We start from the raw sequence: 18,455 nt of genomic DNA on the forward strand, positions 1-18,455 counted from the left end.
CCGTTTTATTAAAGATTTATGCAAAACCCAGCATCCTTTTACAAAACGCAATTAGAACGTCATCAAACTGCGTCCAAAAAAATATTTAAAAAACTTAGCCTTCTTAGTGTATTGCGGTTGGCTGTTTTTTTACTCACCGCATTAGGGATATACATTAGCTTTGAAAACTGGAGAATAGCTGCAGCTATTGCTGTTGTTGGTATTGTAGGGTTTTTATACCTACTTTCTGTCTATACCGATTTAAAGGCCAAACGCAACTTACATAAGCGTCTTGTAGCCATAAATAACGAAGAAATTGAGATTGCTAAGGGGCAATTTCATGAGCGTCCCGATGGTGAAACGTTTCAAGATCCAAGTCATTTTTTTTGCCTTGATATCGATTTATTCGGTAAAGGTTCCTTCTTTCAATATAGCAACCGAACAGCGCTTAAAGAAGGGACTGAAAAATTCAGTAAAATGTTGTTATCTAACAATACTGAAGGGATTACAGATCGGCAAGAAGCCATTAAGGAATTAGCGTCTTTACCGGCCTGGCGTCAAAATTATGAGGCGGTAGCACAAGGGGTTCAAATAGAACATTCCGCAGCCTCTATTATTTCTTGGTTAAAAGCCTATCAGCCTTTTCTCGGGAAAACCCAATATGTCTTAACCTTACTTTACGCCGTTGCCTCGGTAGTGCTTATTGGTTTAGGTGTGGCCGAAATTATTCCGATTTCTATCGCAGGATATTGGTTGCTTCTTGGTTTAGGGATTACCGGGCGTTATCTAAAACAGATTAATAATTTATCGCAACATACCGAACGGGCTAAAGATACCTTTAAGCAATACGCTTTATTATTAAAAGCTATTGAATCTACCACCTTTAAAGCACCCTTATTGACAGAGAAGCAGAAATTAATTCAGTCAGAAGCGCTTAAAGCCTCTGCTATTTTTTCAAAGTTTTCTAAAACCTTAGACGCCTTAGAAAATAGAAATAATCTTATCTCTGCGGTCTTTGGTAACGGATTTTTACTCGTAGATATTAGGAACAGTTACCACGTGGAGCAGTGGATTGCAAAATATGGTCATAAAGTAGACGATTGGTTTGAGGTGGTCACCTTTTTTGATGCTTTAAATAGCTTCGGAAATTATGCCTTTAACCATCAAAGTTTTACCTATCCCATCATCACGGACCAACCGGTGACCATTAAGGCCGATGGCTTAGGGCATCCTTTGTTAAATGCTGAAAAACGAGTAAATAGCGACTTAACGCTTGAAGAAGAGCAATTCTTTATTGTTACAGGTGCAAACATGGCTGGAAAAAGCACCTTTTTAAGAACCGTGGCGCTTCATATTGTTATGGCTAATGTTGGACTACCAATTTGTGCAAAACAGAGCAAATACAAGCCTATTAAGTTAATTACAAGTATGCGAACTACAGATTCGTTAACCGATGATAGTTCTTACTTCTTTAGTGAGCTAACACGTCTTAAATTTGTGGTGGATACAATAGCTAAGGATAAAAATTATTTCGTCATTTTAGATGAAATTTTAAAAGGAACCAATAGTACCGATAAAGCGATAGGCTCTAGGAAGTTTGTTGAAAAACTAGTGAAGCAAAATGCCACGGGGATTATTGCCACGCACGATTTAAGTTTAACGGAAATTGAAAACGAACTCACAGCGGTAAAAAATTACTACTTCGACGCAGAAATTATAAATGACGAACTCTTTTTTGATTACAAACTAAAACAAGGCGTCTGTCAGAATATGAATGCGAGTTTCTTATTAAAAAAGATGGAGATTATCTAAGGCTATTTTATAATGCTAATAGAAATAGGAGCTAAGCGTTCTCCAGATTCTAATTTAATATCAAATAAAAGGACCACATCACCAACTTTAGCGGTAGAGGCGTATTTTCTAGCCTCAGCATTAAGTTGACTGCCTTTTATAACAACCGTTTTCTGTTTGGGAACTTTAAATTTAAATTCCGCTATGGTTTTATGCTCTAATTCCTGACAATCAATAGATAATGGTTTTAATAGCAATACCTTTTTTGTCATTTCAACATTACAATCACTAGTCGTGCGTTGTGCTTGTGCATGTGTTTGAAAAGAAGCTAGAAGAAAAAGAAAGATCACAAAATGTTTCATAAGGATGAATATTAGATCATAAATTTAAATAAAAAACCCTTTCTATAGCAATAGAAAGGGTTTAAATTCTTCAAGGAAGAAAAGGTTCTTAAGCCTCGAAAGGTTCAATAGAAACGTAAGACTTGTTGTCTTTTTTCTTAGTAAATTTTACTAAACCATCCACTTTAGCATGTAAAGTATGATCTTTTCCTTGGTATACGTTTTCACCTGGGTGATGTGTGTTACCACGTTGTCTTATGATAATGTTACCAGCAATAGCAGCTTGTCCACCAAAAATCTTCACACCTAAGCGTTTTGATTCTGATTCTCTACCATTCTTCGAACTACCAACTCCTTTTTTATGAGCCATGATCTTAAGGTTTTATTTTGTTAATAATAATGATATTGAAAAATTACTTTTCAATTCCACCGTCTAATCTGTCTTGTAATTCTTTTAACTCGTCCCACTTCCCTTCAGCAGCTAATTTAGCTTGCTTTGGCCAAGTTTCAGTAACGATGTGTGCTAATCTAGAGCTTGCTTCAGAAAGAATTTTGCTTAATTCTTCAGGTTTAGCATCTGCTACTTTTGCAAACGTATCTAAACCAGCGTTAACCATTGCTTCAGCAGCTTTTGGTCCAGCACCTTCAATTTTCTTTAAGTCATCAGCTTTTCCTGTTGCTTTTTTAGCTTTAGGAGCGTCTGCTTTCTTAGTTTCCTTCTTTGGGGCAGCTTTCTTTGCTCCAGAAGCAGTAATACCTTCAATTACGATTTCAGTTAAAGATTGTCTGTGTCCGTTTTTTACACGGTAACCTTTACGTCTTTTCTTTTTGAATACGATTACTTTGTCACCTTTAAGGTGTTTTAAGACTTTGGCACTTACTTGTGCTCCGTCTATAGCTGGGGCGCCTAAAGTTACATTGTCACCATCACCTATCAAAAGAACGTTGTCGAAAGAAACTTCCTGACCTTCTTCTGAAGCTAAACGGTTAACAAAAACTCTTTGGTCTTTTGCAACTTTAAATTGCTGCCCTGCTATCTCTACAATTGCGTACATAGCGTAACGTTTTTATTAAATTGTTTATGTATATAATATGCCTTCTTCTCAGAAAGCGGATGCAAATATACTCCTAATTTCTTAATCTACAAACGTTTTAATGATTTTCAACACCCTAAGGGCCTAAATAAAGTCAAGTGGCTGAGGCTATTGAAATAGACCGACTTAGCTAGCCTAGTTTTCACATTTAATTTCAGGTAAAAGCCTTAGCATTGTTTATTTTTGTAAGACTTAGTGTAACATTTTATACCAAGTGTAGACATATACCTAAACAATTTAAATTTTAAACAAAACTACAATGAAAAACTATTTACTGGCTTTGGCTTCTTTGTTGTTATTTAGTCAGCAGGCTATGGCACAAAAAGTTGAATTTGAGGAATTTGACTTAGATAACGGATTGCACGTTATTATGCATCAAGATAATACTGCTCCCGTGGTTATTACCTCTGTGATGTATGATGTTGGAGGAAAAGATGGTGATCGTGAACGTACAGGATTTGCCCACTTTTTTGAACATTTATTATTTGAAGGTTCAGAAAATATTGGACGTGGAGAATTTATGAAAATTATCCCTGCAAACGGAGGAACCTTTAATGCCAACACGTCTCAAGATAGAACGTATTATTACGAGATTTTTCCATCTAATAAATTAGAATTAGGATTGTGGTTAGAGTCAGAACGTATGTTACACCCGGTAATTGATCAGGTTGGTGTAGATACGCAAAACGAGGTGGTTAAAGAAGAAAAGCGCCAAAGTAATGACAACAGACCTTATGGTGGATTGTTTAAAACGATAGGAGAAAACTTATTTTCAGTACACCCTTATAAGGATGAAAATATTGGTAAAATGGCTCATTTAGATGCGGCTACTCTAGAAGAATTTAATGCTTTTTTCGATAAGTATTACGTGCCTAACAACGCGGTTTTAGTGGTTGCTGGTGATATTGATTATGATGAAACTAAGAAAATGGTGCAAGACTATTTCAGTGCTGTTAAAAAAGGTCCTGAAGTGGTTCGTAATTTTCCTGAAGAAGCGCCTATTACTGAAACAAGATATGCAACGGCTTATGATAAGAACATTCAGATTCCAGCAATTATAGCGGCTTACAGATTACCAGGGCAGTCTACACGTGATGCTTATGTTTTAGATATGATCTCTAGTTATTTAAGTGGAGGTAAAAGTTCTGTACTTCAAAAGAAATTAATGGATGAGCAAAAACAAGCTTTAGCGGTACAAGCGGTAAATATTGGTCAGGTAGATTATAATATCTTCGCTCTATTTGCTTTACCATTAGGAGATGTAAGCTTAGATACATTATTAGCTGAGATTGATGAAGAAATTGTAAAAATGCAAAACGAATTAATCAGTGAACGCGATTATCAAAAATTATTAAATCAGTTTGAAAATAATTTTGTGAACTCTAACTCTAGTGTAGCAGGGATTGCAAGTTCTTTAGCAACTTACTATTTGTTATATGGTGATGTAAATATCATTAACAACCAGTTAGAAACTTACAGATCTATTACAAGAGAAGACATTCAGGCAGCGGCTAAAAAATACTTAAGCCCAAACCAACGTGTAGAGATCAAATACCTACCTAAAAAAGACGAACAATAATATGAAAACAGCATTAAAAATGAACACTAAAATAGTAGCGTTTTTCGCATTATTTATATTAACGGTTAGTGCTAATGCACAAATCGATAGATCTAAGCCACCAGTGGCTGGGCCTGAACCAGAAATCTCAATTGATAAGCCAGAGGAGTTTACCTTAAAAAATGGTTTAAAAGTTATGGTCGTAGAAAACCATAAACTTCCTAAAGTATCATACTCACTTCGTATTGATAATCCACCAATTGCTACCGGAAAAAAAGCAGGAATAGAAAGCTTAATCGGAAGTATGTTAGGAAACGGAACCACGAGCATTTCTAAAGATGAGTTTAATGAAGAGATCGATTTCTTAGGAGCTAACTTAAACTTTGGAATTACAGGAGGTTATGCAAGTTCTTTATCTAAATATTCTGACCGAATTTTAGAGTTAATGGCAGATGCTGCTATCAATCCTTTATTAACTGAGGAAGAATTTGAAAAAGAGAAAACTAAATTATTAGAAGGTTTAAAGGCCGATGCTAAAAGTACAGATGCTATTGCAAGTCGTGTAGGTTATGCTTTATCTTTTGGGACGAAGCACCCTTATGGTGAGTATGTAACAGAAGAGACTATTAACAACGTGTCTTTCGGTGATGCTTTAGCCTTTTACGAGAAGAACTTTAATCCTGAGAATGCCTATTTAGTGGTTATCGGTGATGTAGATTACAAAACGGTAAAGAAGCAAATCAAGAAATATTTTAAAGATTGGAAAAAATCTGTAGATATTAAGCACACGGTACCAAAGCCAAATCCTAATGTACAATACACGCAAATTAATTTTGTAAATGTACCTGGAGCAACACAGTCTAACTTATCAATTACTAATAATGTAGACTTAAAGATGAGCGATGAAGATTATCATGCTGCTTTAATTACAAACAACATCCTTGGTGGTGGTGGTGAAGGTTATTTATTTAAAAACCTTAGAGAAGAACACGGTTATACTTACGGAGCGTATTCTAATTTAGGAAATGATAGATATGGAGCTGCACGTTTTAGCGCTACAGCTAAAGTAAGAAATGCTGTAACGGATAGTGCTGTTGTAGAGGCTTTAAAAGAAATTAACCGTATAAGAACAGAGCCGGTAGATGCACAATTATTAAAAGATGCAAAAGCAAAGTATGTTGGTAATTTTGTGATGGCTTTAGAGCGTCCGCAAACGGTAGCTAACTATGCTTTAAACATTGAATTAAATAACTTACCTGAAGATTTTTACACGACGTATTTACAGAAAATAAATGATGTTTCTGTGGAAGATATCCAACGTGTAGCTAACAAATATTTTAAGGCTGATAACCTAAGAATTGTTGTGGTAGGAAATGGTGCTGAAGTTTTAGAGAACTTAGAGAAAACAGGAATTCCAATTATGTATTACGATACGTATGCGAATCCAACTGAAAAGCCAAAATTTGAAGTAAAATTACCAGAAGGTGTTAATGCTAAGTCGGTATTTAATGCTTATATCGATGCTATTGGTGGTCAGGAAAAAGTAGCAGCAATCAATTCTATTTTAGTAAAATATGAAGCGAGTGCAATGGGTGCTACCGTAATTAGTGAAGAAAAGAAAATGGATGGGAAATTAAAGCAGACTATTTTTATGAATGGTAATGCTATGATGACTGTTTTAACTACGCAAGAGAAAGTGACGATGAATAATAATCCACTTCCGGAAAACATGGTAAATGATATGAAAACTTTAGGCGGATTATTCACAGAATTGAACCTTTTAAACAATGATTCAGCTAAAATTACGGCGATTGAAAGTGTAGAAGGACGTGATGCTTATAAAGTTCAAGTTCCTGGAGAAGTGGTTTCATTAACGTATTATTACGATGTTGAAACAGGTTTAAAAGTAAAAGAAGTACAGACAACTTCTATGAAAGGACAAACCCAAAGTCAAGAAGTAGTTTTAAAAGACTATAAAGATTTTGAAGGTATTAAATTCCCTGCAACACGAGAGGGAACTCAAATGGGTCAGCTTGTTGTTTATAAGCTTTTAGAAGCTAAACTAAATGAAGGCGTTTCAGATGCTGATTTTAACTAGTTGAAAACAACTATAATTTTAAGGATTAAAACCGAAGCTTAGGCTTCGGTTTTTTTTATAGCCTATTTTAAGGTTTGGGCTTGGGTTGATGGGCTAAAAACACGCCTAATAGAATAAGGATTGCCGCTAAGCCTTGAGTAGGGCTGAAGTGCTCTCCATCTAAAATTCCCCACATCAAAGCCACTACAGGCATCATATAAGTTACAGATGAAGCAAATACCGGCGTAGACATTTGCACCAACTTAAAGTATAATATCTTGGCAAGAGCAGTCCCGAAGACGGCTAAAATAGTAATATAGCCCATGGCGCTTAAAAACTCCGGCTGATTAGAGGTGTCTGCACTAAAAAATCCTGTAAAGACCAATACAATGAGCGCAGGAATACTAATAAAGGCATAATTTCCGGCGGCTATAGCCAAGGCTTTAACATCTTGTAAATGACGTTTTATAATATTTATATTCGCAGCATACATCAGTGTGGAGATAATGATATAACCGGCGTATAAATAGTTTTGATTAGGGTTCAGTTCGGCACCTTTTAAAATAAGAATTGCCGTACCTATAAAGCCAATAATCACACCGATAACTTGGCGTGTTGTCGAGGTAATTTTAAAGACCGCGAAACCTAAGAGAATGGTGTTTAAAGGAACTAAGGAGTTTAAGACTGAAGCTACGGCACTGTCAATTTCAGTTTCGGCTATGGCAATTAAAAAAGCGGGAATAAAAGAGCCTATAAGACCAGAGACTAAAAGCCATTTCCATTTATCCTTAGGGATTGTTTTTAACTTCTTAAAACCAAAACTCAGCAGTATAATACCCGTAAATACGGTTCGTAAGGCACCAATCTGATAGGCCGTTAAGCCTAAAAGTGATTTCTTAATAAGGATAAATGAACTTCCCCATATTATAGAAAGTAAAATAAGGAAGAGCCATTTTAAATTAAGGTTTTTCATACAAAAACACTATAAATTAGTCATAAAATTCGTTAATTGTCGCACAAGAAACAGCAATATTTCTTAGTTTTAACCAAAATTTAATTAGTTATTTCAATGAAGACATTTAGAACATTAAGTATAGTAGCAATGATGGCTTTGATTTTTACCTCTTGTAAAAACGAATCGCAGCCCGAAGTTAAAACTGTAGAAGTAGAAACGGTTAAGACGGACGTCGCTCAAACTTTAGATCCTAACGCCACTTATGCTAAAGTAGAATTCGGAATTGAAGGAATGACTTGTGCCATGGGTTGTGCGAAAACTATTGAAAAGAAAATGGCTAAAATGGACGGTGTAAAATCGGCTAAGGTTGATTTTGATGCCCGTTTAGCAATGGTAGAATATGATGAAGCTAAAGTAACGCCACAATCTTTAGAAGAGGCGGTAGTGCAAGTTGCAGATATCTATAAGGTAAAAGATATGCATCAAGTAGAGGCTTTTGGTGGCGAGAAAAAAACTTGTGATGCCGATTGTAAAAAAGCGTGTTGTGCAAATAAAACGGATGCTGAAAAAGTAGCCTGTGCAAAAGACTGTGAAAAGGCATGTTGTGCTAAAACAAAAGAAGCAGCTTAAAAAAAAACATTTTAAAATAAAAAAACGCCATCTCTACGATGGCGTTTTTTTTATGCTTTAATTTTATGTTAGTATTCCACTACACTTGTAATAGAATACACGCAATAAGGATGCATCCTACGGGCATAAGCCATAATAAAGAAAGGCTATGGGTATTGCGTATGGTTTTAGTGTTTAAAATGGATCTTTTCTTCCCGTTGTAGCGCATCCAATTTTTAAATACAATAAAGACGGCAATTAAGGCAAAGATCACCCAAAACTTAGTGTTAGAGAGAATCACCATTTTCATTTGTGTGGCAAACGCTTTAAAAAAAGCGCCTAAGGCCAAAATGAAAGAAAACTCTAATAAGCAAACATAAAGCAGGGCGATAGTGATGCTTTTCTTTCCATAATTCTTTTTGTAATGGTTAAATATGGAGATGTATTTCTGGTCTGCAAATGTTGCCATAAGTCTTAAGGTTTTAAAAAAATAAAACCTGCTAATTTAACATCAGCAGGTTTTAAAGAATACGTGTATGTTTTAGTTTTCTCCTAAAACTTTGTAGTTATCAATTTCAAAAGTACCATCGATATTTCCACTAGAAGGGAAACCTCCGATATATTTAAAAGCAACATAAGCTGTTCCAGAATAAGAACTTAAGTTAATTAATCCTGAATCGAACCAATCTTCGTAATATTCATCATCTCCAACAATGATAGCAGGTAATGCCGTCCATGTTGCTGTAGCGATGTTTGCCGTTGTACCATCCCAATCTGTAGAGATTAAAACTTCTAATTCACTATCATCAGAGAAACTGTTTGATGATTGGAAGTTTACAAATTCTGTGTTTTGTGCATCTAAATCAATTGATGGGCTAATTAACCAAGCAATATTTTCATCTGTACTAGAGTTGTAAGCACCCATAGAAGCGATTGTGTTTCCTGGTCCAGGGTTTCCTTCATCACTTGTAGTTAAAGCTCTCCAGTTGTAAGATCCTACTTCAGCGTAAGATGTCCATCCGTTGCTAGAAATAGCAGATCCTGTTGGCATACCTTCAAAATCTTCTTCAAAAAGAGTAACAAACTCGTCAAGGTCTAATAAAGAACATCTGTCACCATCCATAGCTACATCGTCAACAGAGTTTAAAGCTAATACAAAATTGCTAGCGTCAAAGGTTTTGCTTACTACAGCTTGGATAGATCCGTTTCCTAATGGTAAATCCATTTCTTTAAAATCAGCAAAAGAGCTTGTTTCTAATAAGAACGTATCATAACCAAAACCACTACAAGATTGTAAAGTTCTAGATGTATCGTATACTTCAATAGGATCAAAATATTGTAATCCTGCTAAATCATCAGCAAACTCAACACCATCAATTTGAACAAACATACCAACGTGTTGGTTTGTAATTTCAGCAAACGTAATGTTTAAAGGCACAATTTCCTCTGTAGTGTTAGATCTTAAAACGTTTTGAGCAATTTGGTTAAAGTTTAAGCTTGTTACCGTACCACCATATTGGTCAAATTCTGTTCCTCCACCAATAGTGTAAACGCCACTACCTGTACGTTCTTCACCAATGAAAAGTCCAGTTAACTTAATGTAAACCTCTCTACCTTTATTAAATTGGTTGTAGTTAGAAACTTGGTCTAAAACTACTTTAATAGCGCTTGTTGGGTTTTCAGCTTTATTCTGAATGTATAATTCTTTGTAAAAGTTTCCAGTTCTATCGCTAGAAGATACATAACCTTTAATGTAGATTTCGTTTTCTACTGCAAAAGGAATAGCGTCATCTGTATCACCATCACCATTAGGATCTGAGTTGTATAGGTCCTTAGCATAATCAAATGAAACTTCTGTTGCATTATCTAATAAATCTTGAAGTGCATAGTTCTCTTCGTCTCCTAAGCTTGAAGGAATCGTGTAATCGTCATCTTGTACACAGGATGTAATCGCAACTGAAGCCATTACAAGCAATATAAAGTTTAAAAATTTATTCATTTTCATAATTTGTAATAATAAATATTAATTAATTTTTCTTTTTTAGAATCTTACGTTTAAGTTAACAAAGTAGTTAGCACCACGTCCGTACCAGTATTTAGAACCAAACTGAGGGTTACCATCAGCGTTATCGTCTCTAAGTTCTGTATAGTTAGCGTTTCTACCTTGCTCAAAACCTCCAGTTTTATAAACTTCATCTAATAGGTTACCTACACTAGCAAATAAGCTGATGTAGTAGTCTCCTACTTTCCAAGATTTACCACCAACAAGGTTTACGACCATATAATCACTGATTTTTTCTTGCTTTAATAATTCAGCAGCTAAATCTTCGTCATAATCGTTAATTGGTAATCCGTCTGAAGCTAAGTAGAAGTTCTCTGTTCTCGTTAACGCATTTACATCAATATAAGCGTTAGAGAAGAAGTTGGCTGTTGCACCAAACCACCAGAAATCTGGATCTCTATATTCAAAACCAATAGACGCCGCTCTTTGAGGACCTCCGGCAAGTTTGTAATCTTTTAAATTAGCTTCTCCGTAATCTATAGATCCATCTTCAGTTTCAAAACTAGCAGATGTTAAGTATAGGTTAGGGTTGTTATCGTAAGTGTATTGACCTACAGAAGCGGCTCCTTTTAATTTAATAGTTGGAGTTACCTGTGCTTCAATACCAAATTCTACACCAATGTGTTTTTTGTCAATACCTTGTAAAACCTCTTGTACAAAGGCAGAAGTATCGTTGTCTGCAATAGCGTTACCACCACTAATTCCATCGGCATAGTAAAAACCAACTTCGTTAGCATCTTGAATAGTGGTATAAAATCCAGTAAGTTTTGCATTTACAATTGGAGATCTAAAAATGTAACTCGCATCAAAAGAAGTTACAATTTCTTCGCTAATATCTTTTACGATACTGTGGTTTTCTCTAGAGTTAGAGAAGGTGTTACGTAAATTAGGAGCTCTAGTTAAGTATCCTGCATTAACATCAAATAAGTGTTTTCCTGTAAATTTATAGGTGAAACCAGCTTTTCCGCCTACACCTGTAAAAGAAAGTTCTTCTCCTTTACCGTAAGATAAATCTCCTGCAAAACGACTGTGTTCCCATAAACCTTCTCTTTGATAAGTGGTGTTGGTTACATTACCAGAAACGTAGAAATCTACTTTGTTGTAGGTAAACTGGGCTTGAGCGTAACCAGAAACAACTTCAGCAAATAAATTGTAGTTGTAACGGTACTTATCACCTTCTTCTAAAAGACGGCCTGGGTTTTGAGCATCGTACTGAAATCCATCAAATGAATCCACGTTAGATAATCCAACGGTAGATCCTAAAAGATCTAATACCTCTCCGAAGTTTTCAGATTTTAAGTGTTTGTAATTAACGGCACCATTAAGAATAATGTGCTCATTAAGTTCTGACGTAAAAATAGAATTTACGGTTAATTGCGTATCATCTGCACGATCTTCATATAAAGCGTATGCAGAGCTAATATCGTTGACGTTATTGGTAAGGTTAGCATCTAAAATACGTTCCCAATCAATTTGTCCATCATTAATGAATTCTTGTTGTGCTAAGTAAGCTCCTTCAAGATCATCTCTTTGCTCGTGGTAGCTTGGTAAGTCTTGGTAGTATGCCGGACTTGGGTTAGAACCACCAGAATAATCGATACGGCTATTTCCTAATTTACCAAATTGGTACCCAACATTAGTGTTTAAACGCGTTTTAGAAGAGATGTCCCAGTAGTGGTTTAACATAAAAATAGGCTCTTCTACTTCTTTAATACGTGAGTTACGTTGTTCACCATCTAAGCTTCCCCAGTACTCGTTGTATTTAATCCCTTTAAGATCGTAAACTTCTTGCGTGTTTGGAGATGATTTACCTCTTCTATTTGGTGTGTAAATAGAGGTGAAGTTAATACTGTGCTTGTCGTTAATCTTCTTCTCTATAGACGCGAAAAATGAATTAGAATCATAAAGTGTAGCATCTACAAATCCTTCTTCACCCCAACGTCTTCCTAGCATAAGAGCAAAAGACCATCCGTCTTCTAATAATCCAGAAGCGTAGCTTGCCATAACACGGTTAGTGTAACTTCTGTTAGAAGATGATAAGGTAATACGTCCTCCTTTTCTGTAAGAAGAAGCTCTAGTAATAATGTTAGAGGTTCCTAAAACCCCACCAAAGTTGTAGTCTGAAGGCGTAAGTCCTGTGGTTAGAACTTGGTTACGCATCATGTCATTTAAACCACCCCAGTTACTCCATTGTGGTCTTCCGTTATAAAGCTTGTTCATCTCTATACCGTTCATTAATACCGATCCGTTTTCAGAATCTAAACCTCTTACCTTGAAGAAAGAAGAACTAAATTCAAAAGCCGCAGTTCTTTGGAAAACATCTAATGAAGAAGAAAGTAATCCAGAAATGTTATCTGCACCACTTGTATCGTCATTAAGTTCATCATCCGATAACGTAATGGTAAACATGTCTTGAACATCAGTAACATCGATATCTAAAGTCATGTCTGTGATATTAACCGTTTGTCCTTCGTTAATGATAATAGGATAACGTTTTGTAGTGTAACCCGCTTTAGAGATTTTTAAAACATGCTCTCCAAGAGGTACATTTGTAGAAAAGTTAAATTCTCCAAATCCATTTGTTAAGGTTGATTGTTGTGTTTCTTCAATGGTTACAGTGACATCTGGAATGGGTTCAGAAGATGCCGCATCTTTTACACTTCCTTTTACAATCGTGCTTTGCGCCATCATGCTGAAAGAAGTTAAAACTCCAAAGAGTAAAATGATTAAACTTTTTTTCATACCTAATTTTAAAGTTAATAGTCTTTTTTAAATGTTAATAGTCTTTGTACATTAAATAAAAGTTATTTAAGGCCTGCAAATCTACATTATTTATAATAAATATATACTTTTGGCTCAAGATTTGTAAAGTAATTAATGTTAACATAACATACAAAAATGAAAGTATTTAAACACAGACTGGTTGTATTATTTGTTTTAATTTTTATGGGTGCACAGGCCCAAGAAAAGAAAACCTATAAGATACATACCGTAGCGTTCTACAATTTAGAAAATTTATTTGATACCATTAACGATACTACAAAGTATGATGAGGCTAGTCCTATAATGGAATTAAACGAAGCTTTAAGAGGTGAAGCTTATAAGAAAAAACTTCATAACATGGCTAAGGTTGTGGCTGATATCGGACTTAGCGATACGCATAATTCACCAGCTATAATTGGGGTGTCTGAGGTAGAAAACAGACAGGTATTAGTAGATTTACTCAATGAGCCAGAGCTTATTGGTAAGGATTATGGGATTATTCATTTTGAATCTCCAGACAAGAGAGGGATTGATGTGGCCTTATTATATCAAAAAGCGTTATTTAAACCTTTAGAGTCTAAAGCTCATGAGTTATTAGTGTATGACGATTCGTCTAGAGAGCGTGTCTACACTAGAGATCAATTATTAGTGAGCGGTGAATTAGAAGGCGATTTAATTCATGTTATTGTGAATCACTGGCCATCACGAAGTGGAGGAGAAGCAAGAAGCCGTTTTAAACGTGTTGCTGCTGGAAAATTAAATAAGAAAATTATAGATTCTCTTCAGGCTATTGATCCTTATGCGAAAGTGATTACTATGGGCGATTTTAACGATAACCCAACAAATGATAGTATGAAAAAAGCCATGGGAACTGTTGCTGATAAAGATCGTGTTAAGCTGAAAGGGATTTATAACCCTTACGAAAATCAGTATAAGAAAATGGGCTTAGGAACTACAGGCTATAGAGATGCGTGGAGTTTATTTGATCAAATCTTATTTACACAGCCATTTTTAGAAAAAGATTATTCTTCTTTTAGATTTTATAAAGCCGGAATTTTTAATAAAAGTTATTTAACAAATAAAGAAGGGCGTTATAAAGGTTACCCGTTAAGAATGAGTAACGCAGGACTTTCAGGTGGTTATAGTGATCACTTCCCTGTTTATATTTATCTTATCAAGGAAAACGAATAGGTTGTGGCTTGTGGCCACAGTATAAAAAAAGCGTCTAAATATAGTTTAGACGCTTTTTTTATGGATTAATTTGAAGGAAACCAAAGGCTCCAAGGAATTTTTGCCAAGACCAAAATTAAAGCCAAAGTGTAAAAGATAGCCAGTAGCTTAAATTTTGGTTTAGAGGTTAATTTCTTTTTATGCTTAGAGTACCCAATAGTGATTAAGGTTACAGCAATAATCATGGTTAAAGGATGTTCTATAATCACATTTCTTAATGCAGGGGTCTTCATAACTTGTCCCATACCACCAACTTGTTCAATGGTAGAAAAATAATCTTTAGTGAAAAATAAGATTAGACCTAATAGCAATTGAATGTGCATAGTAATCAGCGCAAAAAGCGAGATTCTAAAATCGTTATTAGAAAATTCTTTGTCTCCAAAAAACTTAATAAGGGCATTAAAAGTGGCAAGCACTAATACCAACAGGACTAAATACGCCCATTTTGAATGTATAAATTGAAAAATTTCCATAGTAATAAGTTAATTAATTTCTGCAAAAGTAGGGATTTACTCATGAAAGTGGTGATAAGCAAATCGTAATTTAATTTTAGGGCACCGCAATTGTATAAGGTAAAGCTTTAGAATAAGCGTTTAAAATCCTGAATTCAAGGTTTAGAGTTGGTCATGCTAAGGACAGCCTTCAGAGGATAAAATAGTTGATGGATATAGATAAGTTGCTCATTATCTCAAAGTGGTGTGATTTACTTTTTAATTATTAAGGTTTTTAGCCGTAGGCGCTGTTGTTTTCTGCATGTTATAAAATTCAAATTATCAATTTAACCTTAACCATAGGTGTATAAAATTATATAATAACATTAACGTCGTTGTGCGGTCATAGGTACCTTACGTTTTTGAACACCGGTACATGGGTAATTGCTATACCGTGTAAAAAACGCACCACCGTTTTAGGATGGTACGTTTAATAATGAGCTGCTGCCTAATTTAGATTATTGGTAGCGTATTGTTATAGACGGTCAGGTCTATGCGGAATACTTTACCCTAAGAAATTAAAGCTTATCTAACAGTTTGTTGGGAGCTTAAATTCTATGATCTTTTCTGTAATCGTATCATCAGAATCGGTAATGATAAATTTTAAAAAGATTCGCTTTGTTGTCATTTGTATAGGGTTGTCTTTAAGATTGTCTACCCTTTGCAATTCATGTAACCAAGCTTCACCACATTGTTCAATAATTTCAGGTTTTAAGGCTTCTAAGGCTGTACTTGCAAACTGTGCCCAATCTTCACCAGAAAAAGTCAGTAGCTTAAAATTGCGAGAATTGCGTTGTTCTATAGGGGTCCATTCAGTGTTAAAGGCTGTCCAAACCTTAGTCTCGCAAGGTTGATTAGGACTTGTATAAGCAATGCTATTTTCATAACGTTGAAAGATGCTCACTTGTTTATAGTCGTTGTTTACTAAGGTCAGTTGTTTTCCCTCTGGTGAGGCTTCTAAATCTACTTCAATAGTTAAGGAATCGTTCTGTTTTAAATTGTGCTGGCGTTTGTAATTTTTAGTCGCTAAATTTTTGAGTTCTACCTGTAGTTGTTCAAATTCAAAATTAATGGTTTTAGAAATTTTGGTCGGCGATAAGTAGCCGTTAAAGACATAACCAATATGTTGGCGGGTTTCTACTTTTACCCAGTTGCCGCTTATTTTTTCTCCGCCATCGAGAATTACAAGTTTTTCATCTGTGTTTTCTAAAACGCCAATAGCTTCTCCATAAGGAAGTTTGCTTAATAATTTGCCGTGTACATCGGGTTGGTCTCTAAGAGATAAGCCGCTTTCTGCAGCAACATACGCATTGTTCTGAGCGGTGGCGAAGGCCGTAGATAAAACCAAGGCAATCGCTAAAATTTGTTTTGTGTTGTTCATAATGTTTTGTTTTTGGGTTACACATGTTTTAGCGGTTTAGTGTTTTAGGATCCTTGCCTTCCGGACGGCGAGTTTTAGTTCACTTAAAATTGTAATTCGTTGTAAAAGCGGTAAAATTAGGTCTAGCCTAAGACTTGAAACTTGGGGTAATAAGCCTCTGAATAGTTACATATTTAGAGGAGGTAAGCTTTTAAAATATAAGGAGTGGTTTTGTAGGTAAAATAAGTACGTTGATCTAAAAGGGTTTAGACTTTATGCAATTGTTAAAATGGTATTAAAGTTAATTTTACCCGCTAATGCGTTAAGCTGATTAAAATATTTCTTTATTGAAATATACCCTAGACCTTCAAAATAAGAGGTAGAATATTAGGTGTAAGCGGGGCAATCCTTAAGGTTCTATTAAAAGCTGTTGTGTTTCGGCTAACCAACATTTTATTAGTAACTTCGTAAAGAAATTTAATAATTCATAAAAAATAAGCAAATATGGAGGCAGTAGCTACCGATTTCGGAATAAAAGAGGCTTTACAGCAATTGGGTGTTAAGGATATTAATGAGGGATCTTCTACAGGGTCAGAACATTTTTCAAATGGCGAGATTATCGCGTCTTATTCTCCTGTTGATGGGCAATTAATTGCTAAAGTAAAAACAACAACAAAAGCTGATTATGAAAACGTAATGAAGGCAGCAACAAGCGCCTTTAAGACCTGGAGAGATGTGCCTGCACCACAGCGTGGTGAAATTGTACGTCAGTTCGGTAATAAATTAAGAGACCTTAAAGAACCTTTAGGAAAATTAGTGTCTTATGAAATGGGGAAATCCTTACAGGAAGGTTATGGCGAAGTGCAAGAAATGATTGATATCTGTGATTTTGCAGTTGGGTTATCTCGTCAATTAAACGGACAAACAATGCCGTCAGAACGTCCTGGTCACGTAATGAGAGAGCAATGGCATCCTATTGGTGTTGTCGGTATAATTTCAGCTTTTAATTTTCCAGTGGCCGTTTGGGCTTGGAATACCGCTTTAGCTTGGATTTGTGGAGATGTTTGTGTGTGGAAAGCTTCTGAGAAATCATTATTATGTTCTATTGCTTGCCAAAATATTATTGCAGATATTCTAAAAGAGAATAATCTCCCAGAGGGAATCTCTTGTATCATTAATGGTGATTATAAAGTGGGTGAAATGATGACTACCGATCCTAGAATTCCTCTAGTATCTGCTACAGGTTCTACTAGAATGGGACGTATAGTAGGAAAAACCGTGGCGGAACGTTTTGGGAAATCTTTATTAGAATTAGGAGGAAACAATGCGATTATAATCACACCTACTGCCGATTTAAAAGTGGTGGTTCCTGGTGCTGTGTTTGGTGCCGTTGGGACCTGTGGGCAACGTTGTACATCGACACGTCGTTTAATTATACACGAGTCGGTTTACGATAAAGTAAGAGACGCCATTGTTGGGGCTTACGGACAAATTAAAATTGGAAATCCTTTAGATGAAAATAATCACGTTGGACCATTAATCGATAAAGATTCTGTAGATACCTATTTAGCGGCAATTGAAAAAGCCAAAGCTGAGGGTGGAAATGTTTTAGTTGAAGGTGGTGTTTTACAAGGTGAAGGTTATGAGAGTGGTTGTTATGTAAAACCCGCTATTATTGAGGCTGAAAATCATTTTGAAATTGTTCAACATGAAACTTTTGCCCCAATATTATATTTAATGAAGTATTCTGGTGATGTTGAAAATGCCATTGCTAAGCAAAACGGTGTAGCGCAAGGCTTATCTTCTGCGATTATGACTAATGAAATGAAGGAAGCCGAAAAGTTCTTGTCTTATGCGGGTTCTGACTGCGGAATTGCAAACGTTAATATTGGAACTTCTGGTGCAGAAATTGGAGGTGCTTTTGGTGGCGAAAAAGAAACTGGTGGCGGACGTGAATCGGGTTCTGATGCTTGGAAAGTGTATATGCGTAGACAAACAAATACCATTAATTATTCTGATGAATTGCCACTAGCGCAAGGTATTAAGTTTGATCTTTAACTAAAGGTTAAATTTTAAAGTTCTTATAAAGCCATATTGAAAAATATGGCTTTATTTTTTTACATTGTAACACGCAACCCTTTGGTA

At 35.5% G+C, this 18,455-nt stretch carries 15 protein-coding genes; 6 read left to right on the plus strand and 9 right to left on the minus strand.

Annotated features, from left to right (window positions below; genetic code table 11):
* Nucleotides 1-18: 18 nt before the first annotated feature.
* Complete coding sequence (locus ACFQ13_RS14605) at nucleotides 19-1,791, plus strand: MutS-related protein (RefSeq protein ID WP_386118611.1); 1,773 nt, start codon at nucleotides 19-21, stop codon at nucleotides 1,789-1,791.
* A gap of 2 nt (nucleotides 1,792-1,793) precedes the next feature.
* Here ACFQ13_RS14605 and ACFQ13_RS14610 read toward each other — a convergent pair whose 3' ends face one another.
* The 3 genes from ACFQ13_RS14610 to rplU all read right to left on the minus strand — a co-directional run bounded on the left by ACFQ13_RS14610 (nucleotide 1,794) and on the right by rplU (nucleotide 3,166).
* Nucleotides 1,794-2,132, minus strand: a complete 339-nt coding sequence (locus ACFQ13_RS14610) for a hypothetical protein (protein ID WP_386118613.1) — start codon at nucleotides 2,130-2,132, stop codon at nucleotides 1,794-1,796.
* An 88-nt stretch (nucleotides 2,133-2,220) separates the two neighbouring features.
* Nucleotides 2,221-2,481, minus strand: a complete 261-nt coding sequence (gene rpmA / locus ACFQ13_RS14615; RefSeq protein ID WP_013869859.1) for a 50S ribosomal protein L27 — start codon at nucleotides 2,479-2,481, stop codon at nucleotides 2,221-2,223.
* 43 nt (nucleotides 2,482-2,524) lie between these two features.
* The gene (gene rplU, locus ACFQ13_RS14620; RefSeq protein ID WP_114308245.1) at nucleotides 2,525-3,166 is read right to left on the minus strand and encodes a 50S ribosomal protein L21; all 642 of its coding nucleotides are present in this window, start codon (nucleotides 3,164-3,166) and stop codon (nucleotides 2,525-2,527) included.
* Nucleotides 3,167-3,464: 298 nt separating this feature from the next.
* Here rplU and ACFQ13_RS14625 point away from each other — a divergent pair, with 298 nt between their 5' ends.
* Nucleotides 3,465-4,784: a M16 family metallopeptidase gene (locus tag ACFQ13_RS14625; RefSeq protein WP_386118617.1), complete on the plus strand. Its 1,320-nt coding sequence runs from the start codon at nucleotides 3,465-3,467 to the stop codon at nucleotides 4,782-4,784.
* A 1-nt stretch (nucleotide 4,785) separates the two neighbouring features.
* Nucleotides 4,786-6,861, plus strand: a complete 2,076-nt coding sequence (locus ACFQ13_RS14630; RefSeq protein ID WP_386118620.1) for a M16 family metallopeptidase — start codon at nucleotides 4,786-4,788, stop codon at nucleotides 6,859-6,861.
* Between the two features lie 67 nt (nucleotides 6,862-6,928).
* Here the strand turns inward: ACFQ13_RS14630 and ACFQ13_RS14635 are convergent, their stop codons facing one another.
* On the minus strand, nucleotides 6,929-7,813 hold the full coding sequence (locus tag ACFQ13_RS14635) for a DMT family transporter (RefSeq protein ID WP_386118623.1): 885 nt from the start codon (nucleotides 7,811-7,813) through the stop codon (nucleotides 6,929-6,931).
* 96 nt (nucleotides 7,814-7,909) lie between these two features.
* Between ACFQ13_RS14635 and ACFQ13_RS14640 the strand changes: the two genes are divergently transcribed.
* Complete coding sequence (locus tag ACFQ13_RS14640) at nucleotides 7,910-8,425, plus strand: cation transporter (protein WP_386118626.1); 516 nt, start codon at nucleotides 7,910-7,912, stop codon at nucleotides 8,423-8,425.
* A 79-nt stretch (nucleotides 8,426-8,504) separates the two neighbouring features.
* Here the strand turns inward: ACFQ13_RS14640 and ACFQ13_RS14645 are convergent, their stop codons facing one another.
* The 3 genes from ACFQ13_RS14645 to ACFQ13_RS14655 form a co-directional block, all read right to left on the minus strand.
* Nucleotides 8,505-8,873, minus strand: a complete 369-nt coding sequence (locus ACFQ13_RS14645) for a hypothetical protein (protein WP_386118629.1) — start codon at nucleotides 8,871-8,873, stop codon at nucleotides 8,505-8,507.
* Between the two features lie 72 nt (nucleotides 8,874-8,945).
* Nucleotides 8,946-10,403 carry a DUF5689 domain-containing protein gene (locus ACFQ13_RS14650; RefSeq protein WP_386118631.1) on the minus strand — a complete coding sequence of 486 codons (1,458 nt, stop codon included), beginning with the start codon at nucleotides 10,401-10,403 and terminating at the stop codon, nucleotides 8,946-8,948.
* 42 nt (nucleotides 10,404-10,445) lie between these two features.
* Entirely contained in the window at nucleotides 10,446-13,208 is a 2,763-nt protein-coding gene (locus ACFQ13_RS14655) for a carboxypeptidase regulatory-like domain-containing protein (RefSeq protein WP_386118633.1), read from the minus strand.
* Nucleotides 13,209-13,364: 156 nt separating this feature from the next.
* On the opposite strand from ACFQ13_RS14655, the gene ACFQ13_RS14660 reads away from it, so the two are divergent.
* Nucleotides 13,365-14,420: an endonuclease/exonuclease/phosphatase family protein gene (locus tag ACFQ13_RS14660; protein WP_386118635.1), complete on the plus strand. Its 1,056-nt coding sequence runs from the start codon at nucleotides 13,365-13,367 to the stop codon at nucleotides 14,418-14,420.
* Nucleotides 14,421-14,485: 65 nt separating this feature from the next.
* On the opposite strand, the gene ACFQ13_RS14665 is transcribed toward ACFQ13_RS14660, so the two are convergent.
* Nucleotides 14,486-14,932, minus strand: coding sequence for a hypothetical protein (locus tag ACFQ13_RS14665; RefSeq protein ID WP_386118637.1), 447 nt, complete (start codon nucleotides 14,930-14,932; stop codon nucleotides 14,486-14,488).
* Between the two features lie 547 nt (nucleotides 14,933-15,479).
* Entirely contained in the window at nucleotides 15,480-16,331 is an 852-nt protein-coding gene (locus ACFQ13_RS14670) for an SH3 domain-containing protein (RefSeq protein ID WP_386118639.1), read from the minus strand.
* Nucleotides 16,332-16,814: 483 nt separating this feature from the next.
* Here ACFQ13_RS14670 and amaB point away from each other — a divergent pair, with 483 nt between their 5' ends.
* The gene (amaB, locus tag ACFQ13_RS14675; protein WP_386118641.1) at nucleotides 16,815-18,368 is read left to right on the plus strand and encodes an L-piperidine-6-carboxylate dehydrogenase; all 1,554 of its coding nucleotides are present in this window, start codon (nucleotides 16,815-16,817) and stop codon (nucleotides 18,366-18,368) included.
* Nucleotides 18,369-18,455: the final 87 nt, after the last annotated feature.

The organism is Winogradskyella rapida, from assembly GCF_042675845.1.
GTDB lineage: Bacteria > Bacteroidota > Bacteroidia > Flavobacteriales > Flavobacteriaceae > Winogradskyella > Winogradskyella rapida.

What these genes read in the sequence shown, in the direction of transcription:
- ACFQ13_RS14610 (WP_386118613.1), bottom strand. Translation starts at nt 2,132, where the DNA reads ATGAAACATTTTGTGATCTTTCTTTTTCTTCTAGCTTCTTTTCAAACA.
- rpmA (WP_013869859.1), bottom strand. Translation starts at nt 2,481, where the DNA reads ATGGCTCATAAAAAAGGAGTTGGTAGTTCGAAGAATGGTAGAGAATCA.
- ACFQ13_RS14650 (WP_386118631.1), bottom strand. Translation starts at nt 10,403, where the DNA reads ATGAATAAATTTTTAAACTTTATATTGCTTGTAATGGCTTCAGTTGCG.
- ACFQ13_RS14630 (WP_386118620.1), top strand. Translation starts at nt 4,786, where the DNA reads ATGAAAACAGCATTAAAAATGAACACTAAAATAGTAGCGTTTTTCGCA.
- amaB (WP_386118641.1), top strand. Translation starts at nt 16,815, where the DNA reads ATGGAGGCAGTAGCTACCGATTTCGGAATAAAAGAGGCTTTACAGCAA.
- ACFQ13_RS14655 (WP_386118633.1), bottom strand. Translation starts at nt 13,208, where the DNA reads ATGAAAAAAAGTTTAATCATTTTACTCTTTGGAGTTTTAACTTCTTTC.
- rplU (WP_114308245.1), bottom strand. Translation starts at nt 3,166, where the DNA reads ATGTACGCAATTGTAGAGATAGCAGGGCAGCAATTTAAAGTTGCAAAA.
- ACFQ13_RS14625 (WP_386118617.1), top strand. Translation starts at nt 3,465, where the DNA reads ATGAAAAACTATTTACTGGCTTTGGCTTCTTTGTTGTTATTTAGTCAG.
- ACFQ13_RS14660 (WP_386118635.1), top strand. Translation starts at nt 13,365, where the DNA reads ATGAAAGTATTTAAACACAGACTGGTTGTATTATTTGTTTTAATTTTT.
- ACFQ13_RS14640 (WP_386118626.1), top strand. Translation starts at nt 7,910, where the DNA reads ATGAAGACATTTAGAACATTAAGTATAGTAGCAATGATGGCTTTGATT.
- ACFQ13_RS14635 (WP_386118623.1), bottom strand. Translation starts at nt 7,813, where the DNA reads ATGAAAAACCTTAATTTAAAATGGCTCTTCCTTATTTTACTTTCTATA.
- ACFQ13_RS14665 (WP_386118637.1), bottom strand. Translation starts at nt 14,932, where the DNA reads ATGGAAATTTTTCAATTTATACATTCAAAATGGGCGTATTTAGTCCTG.
- ACFQ13_RS14670 (WP_386118639.1), bottom strand. Translation starts at nt 16,331, where the DNA reads ATGAACAACACAAAACAAATTTTAGCGATTGCCTTGGTTTTATCTACG.
- ACFQ13_RS14645 (WP_386118629.1), bottom strand. Translation starts at nt 8,873, where the DNA reads ATGGCAACATTTGCAGACCAGAAATACATCTCCATATTTAACCATTAC.
- ACFQ13_RS14605 (WP_386118611.1), top strand. Translation starts at nt 19, where the DNA reads ATGCAAAACCCAGCATCCTTTTACAAAACGCAATTAGAACGTCATCAA.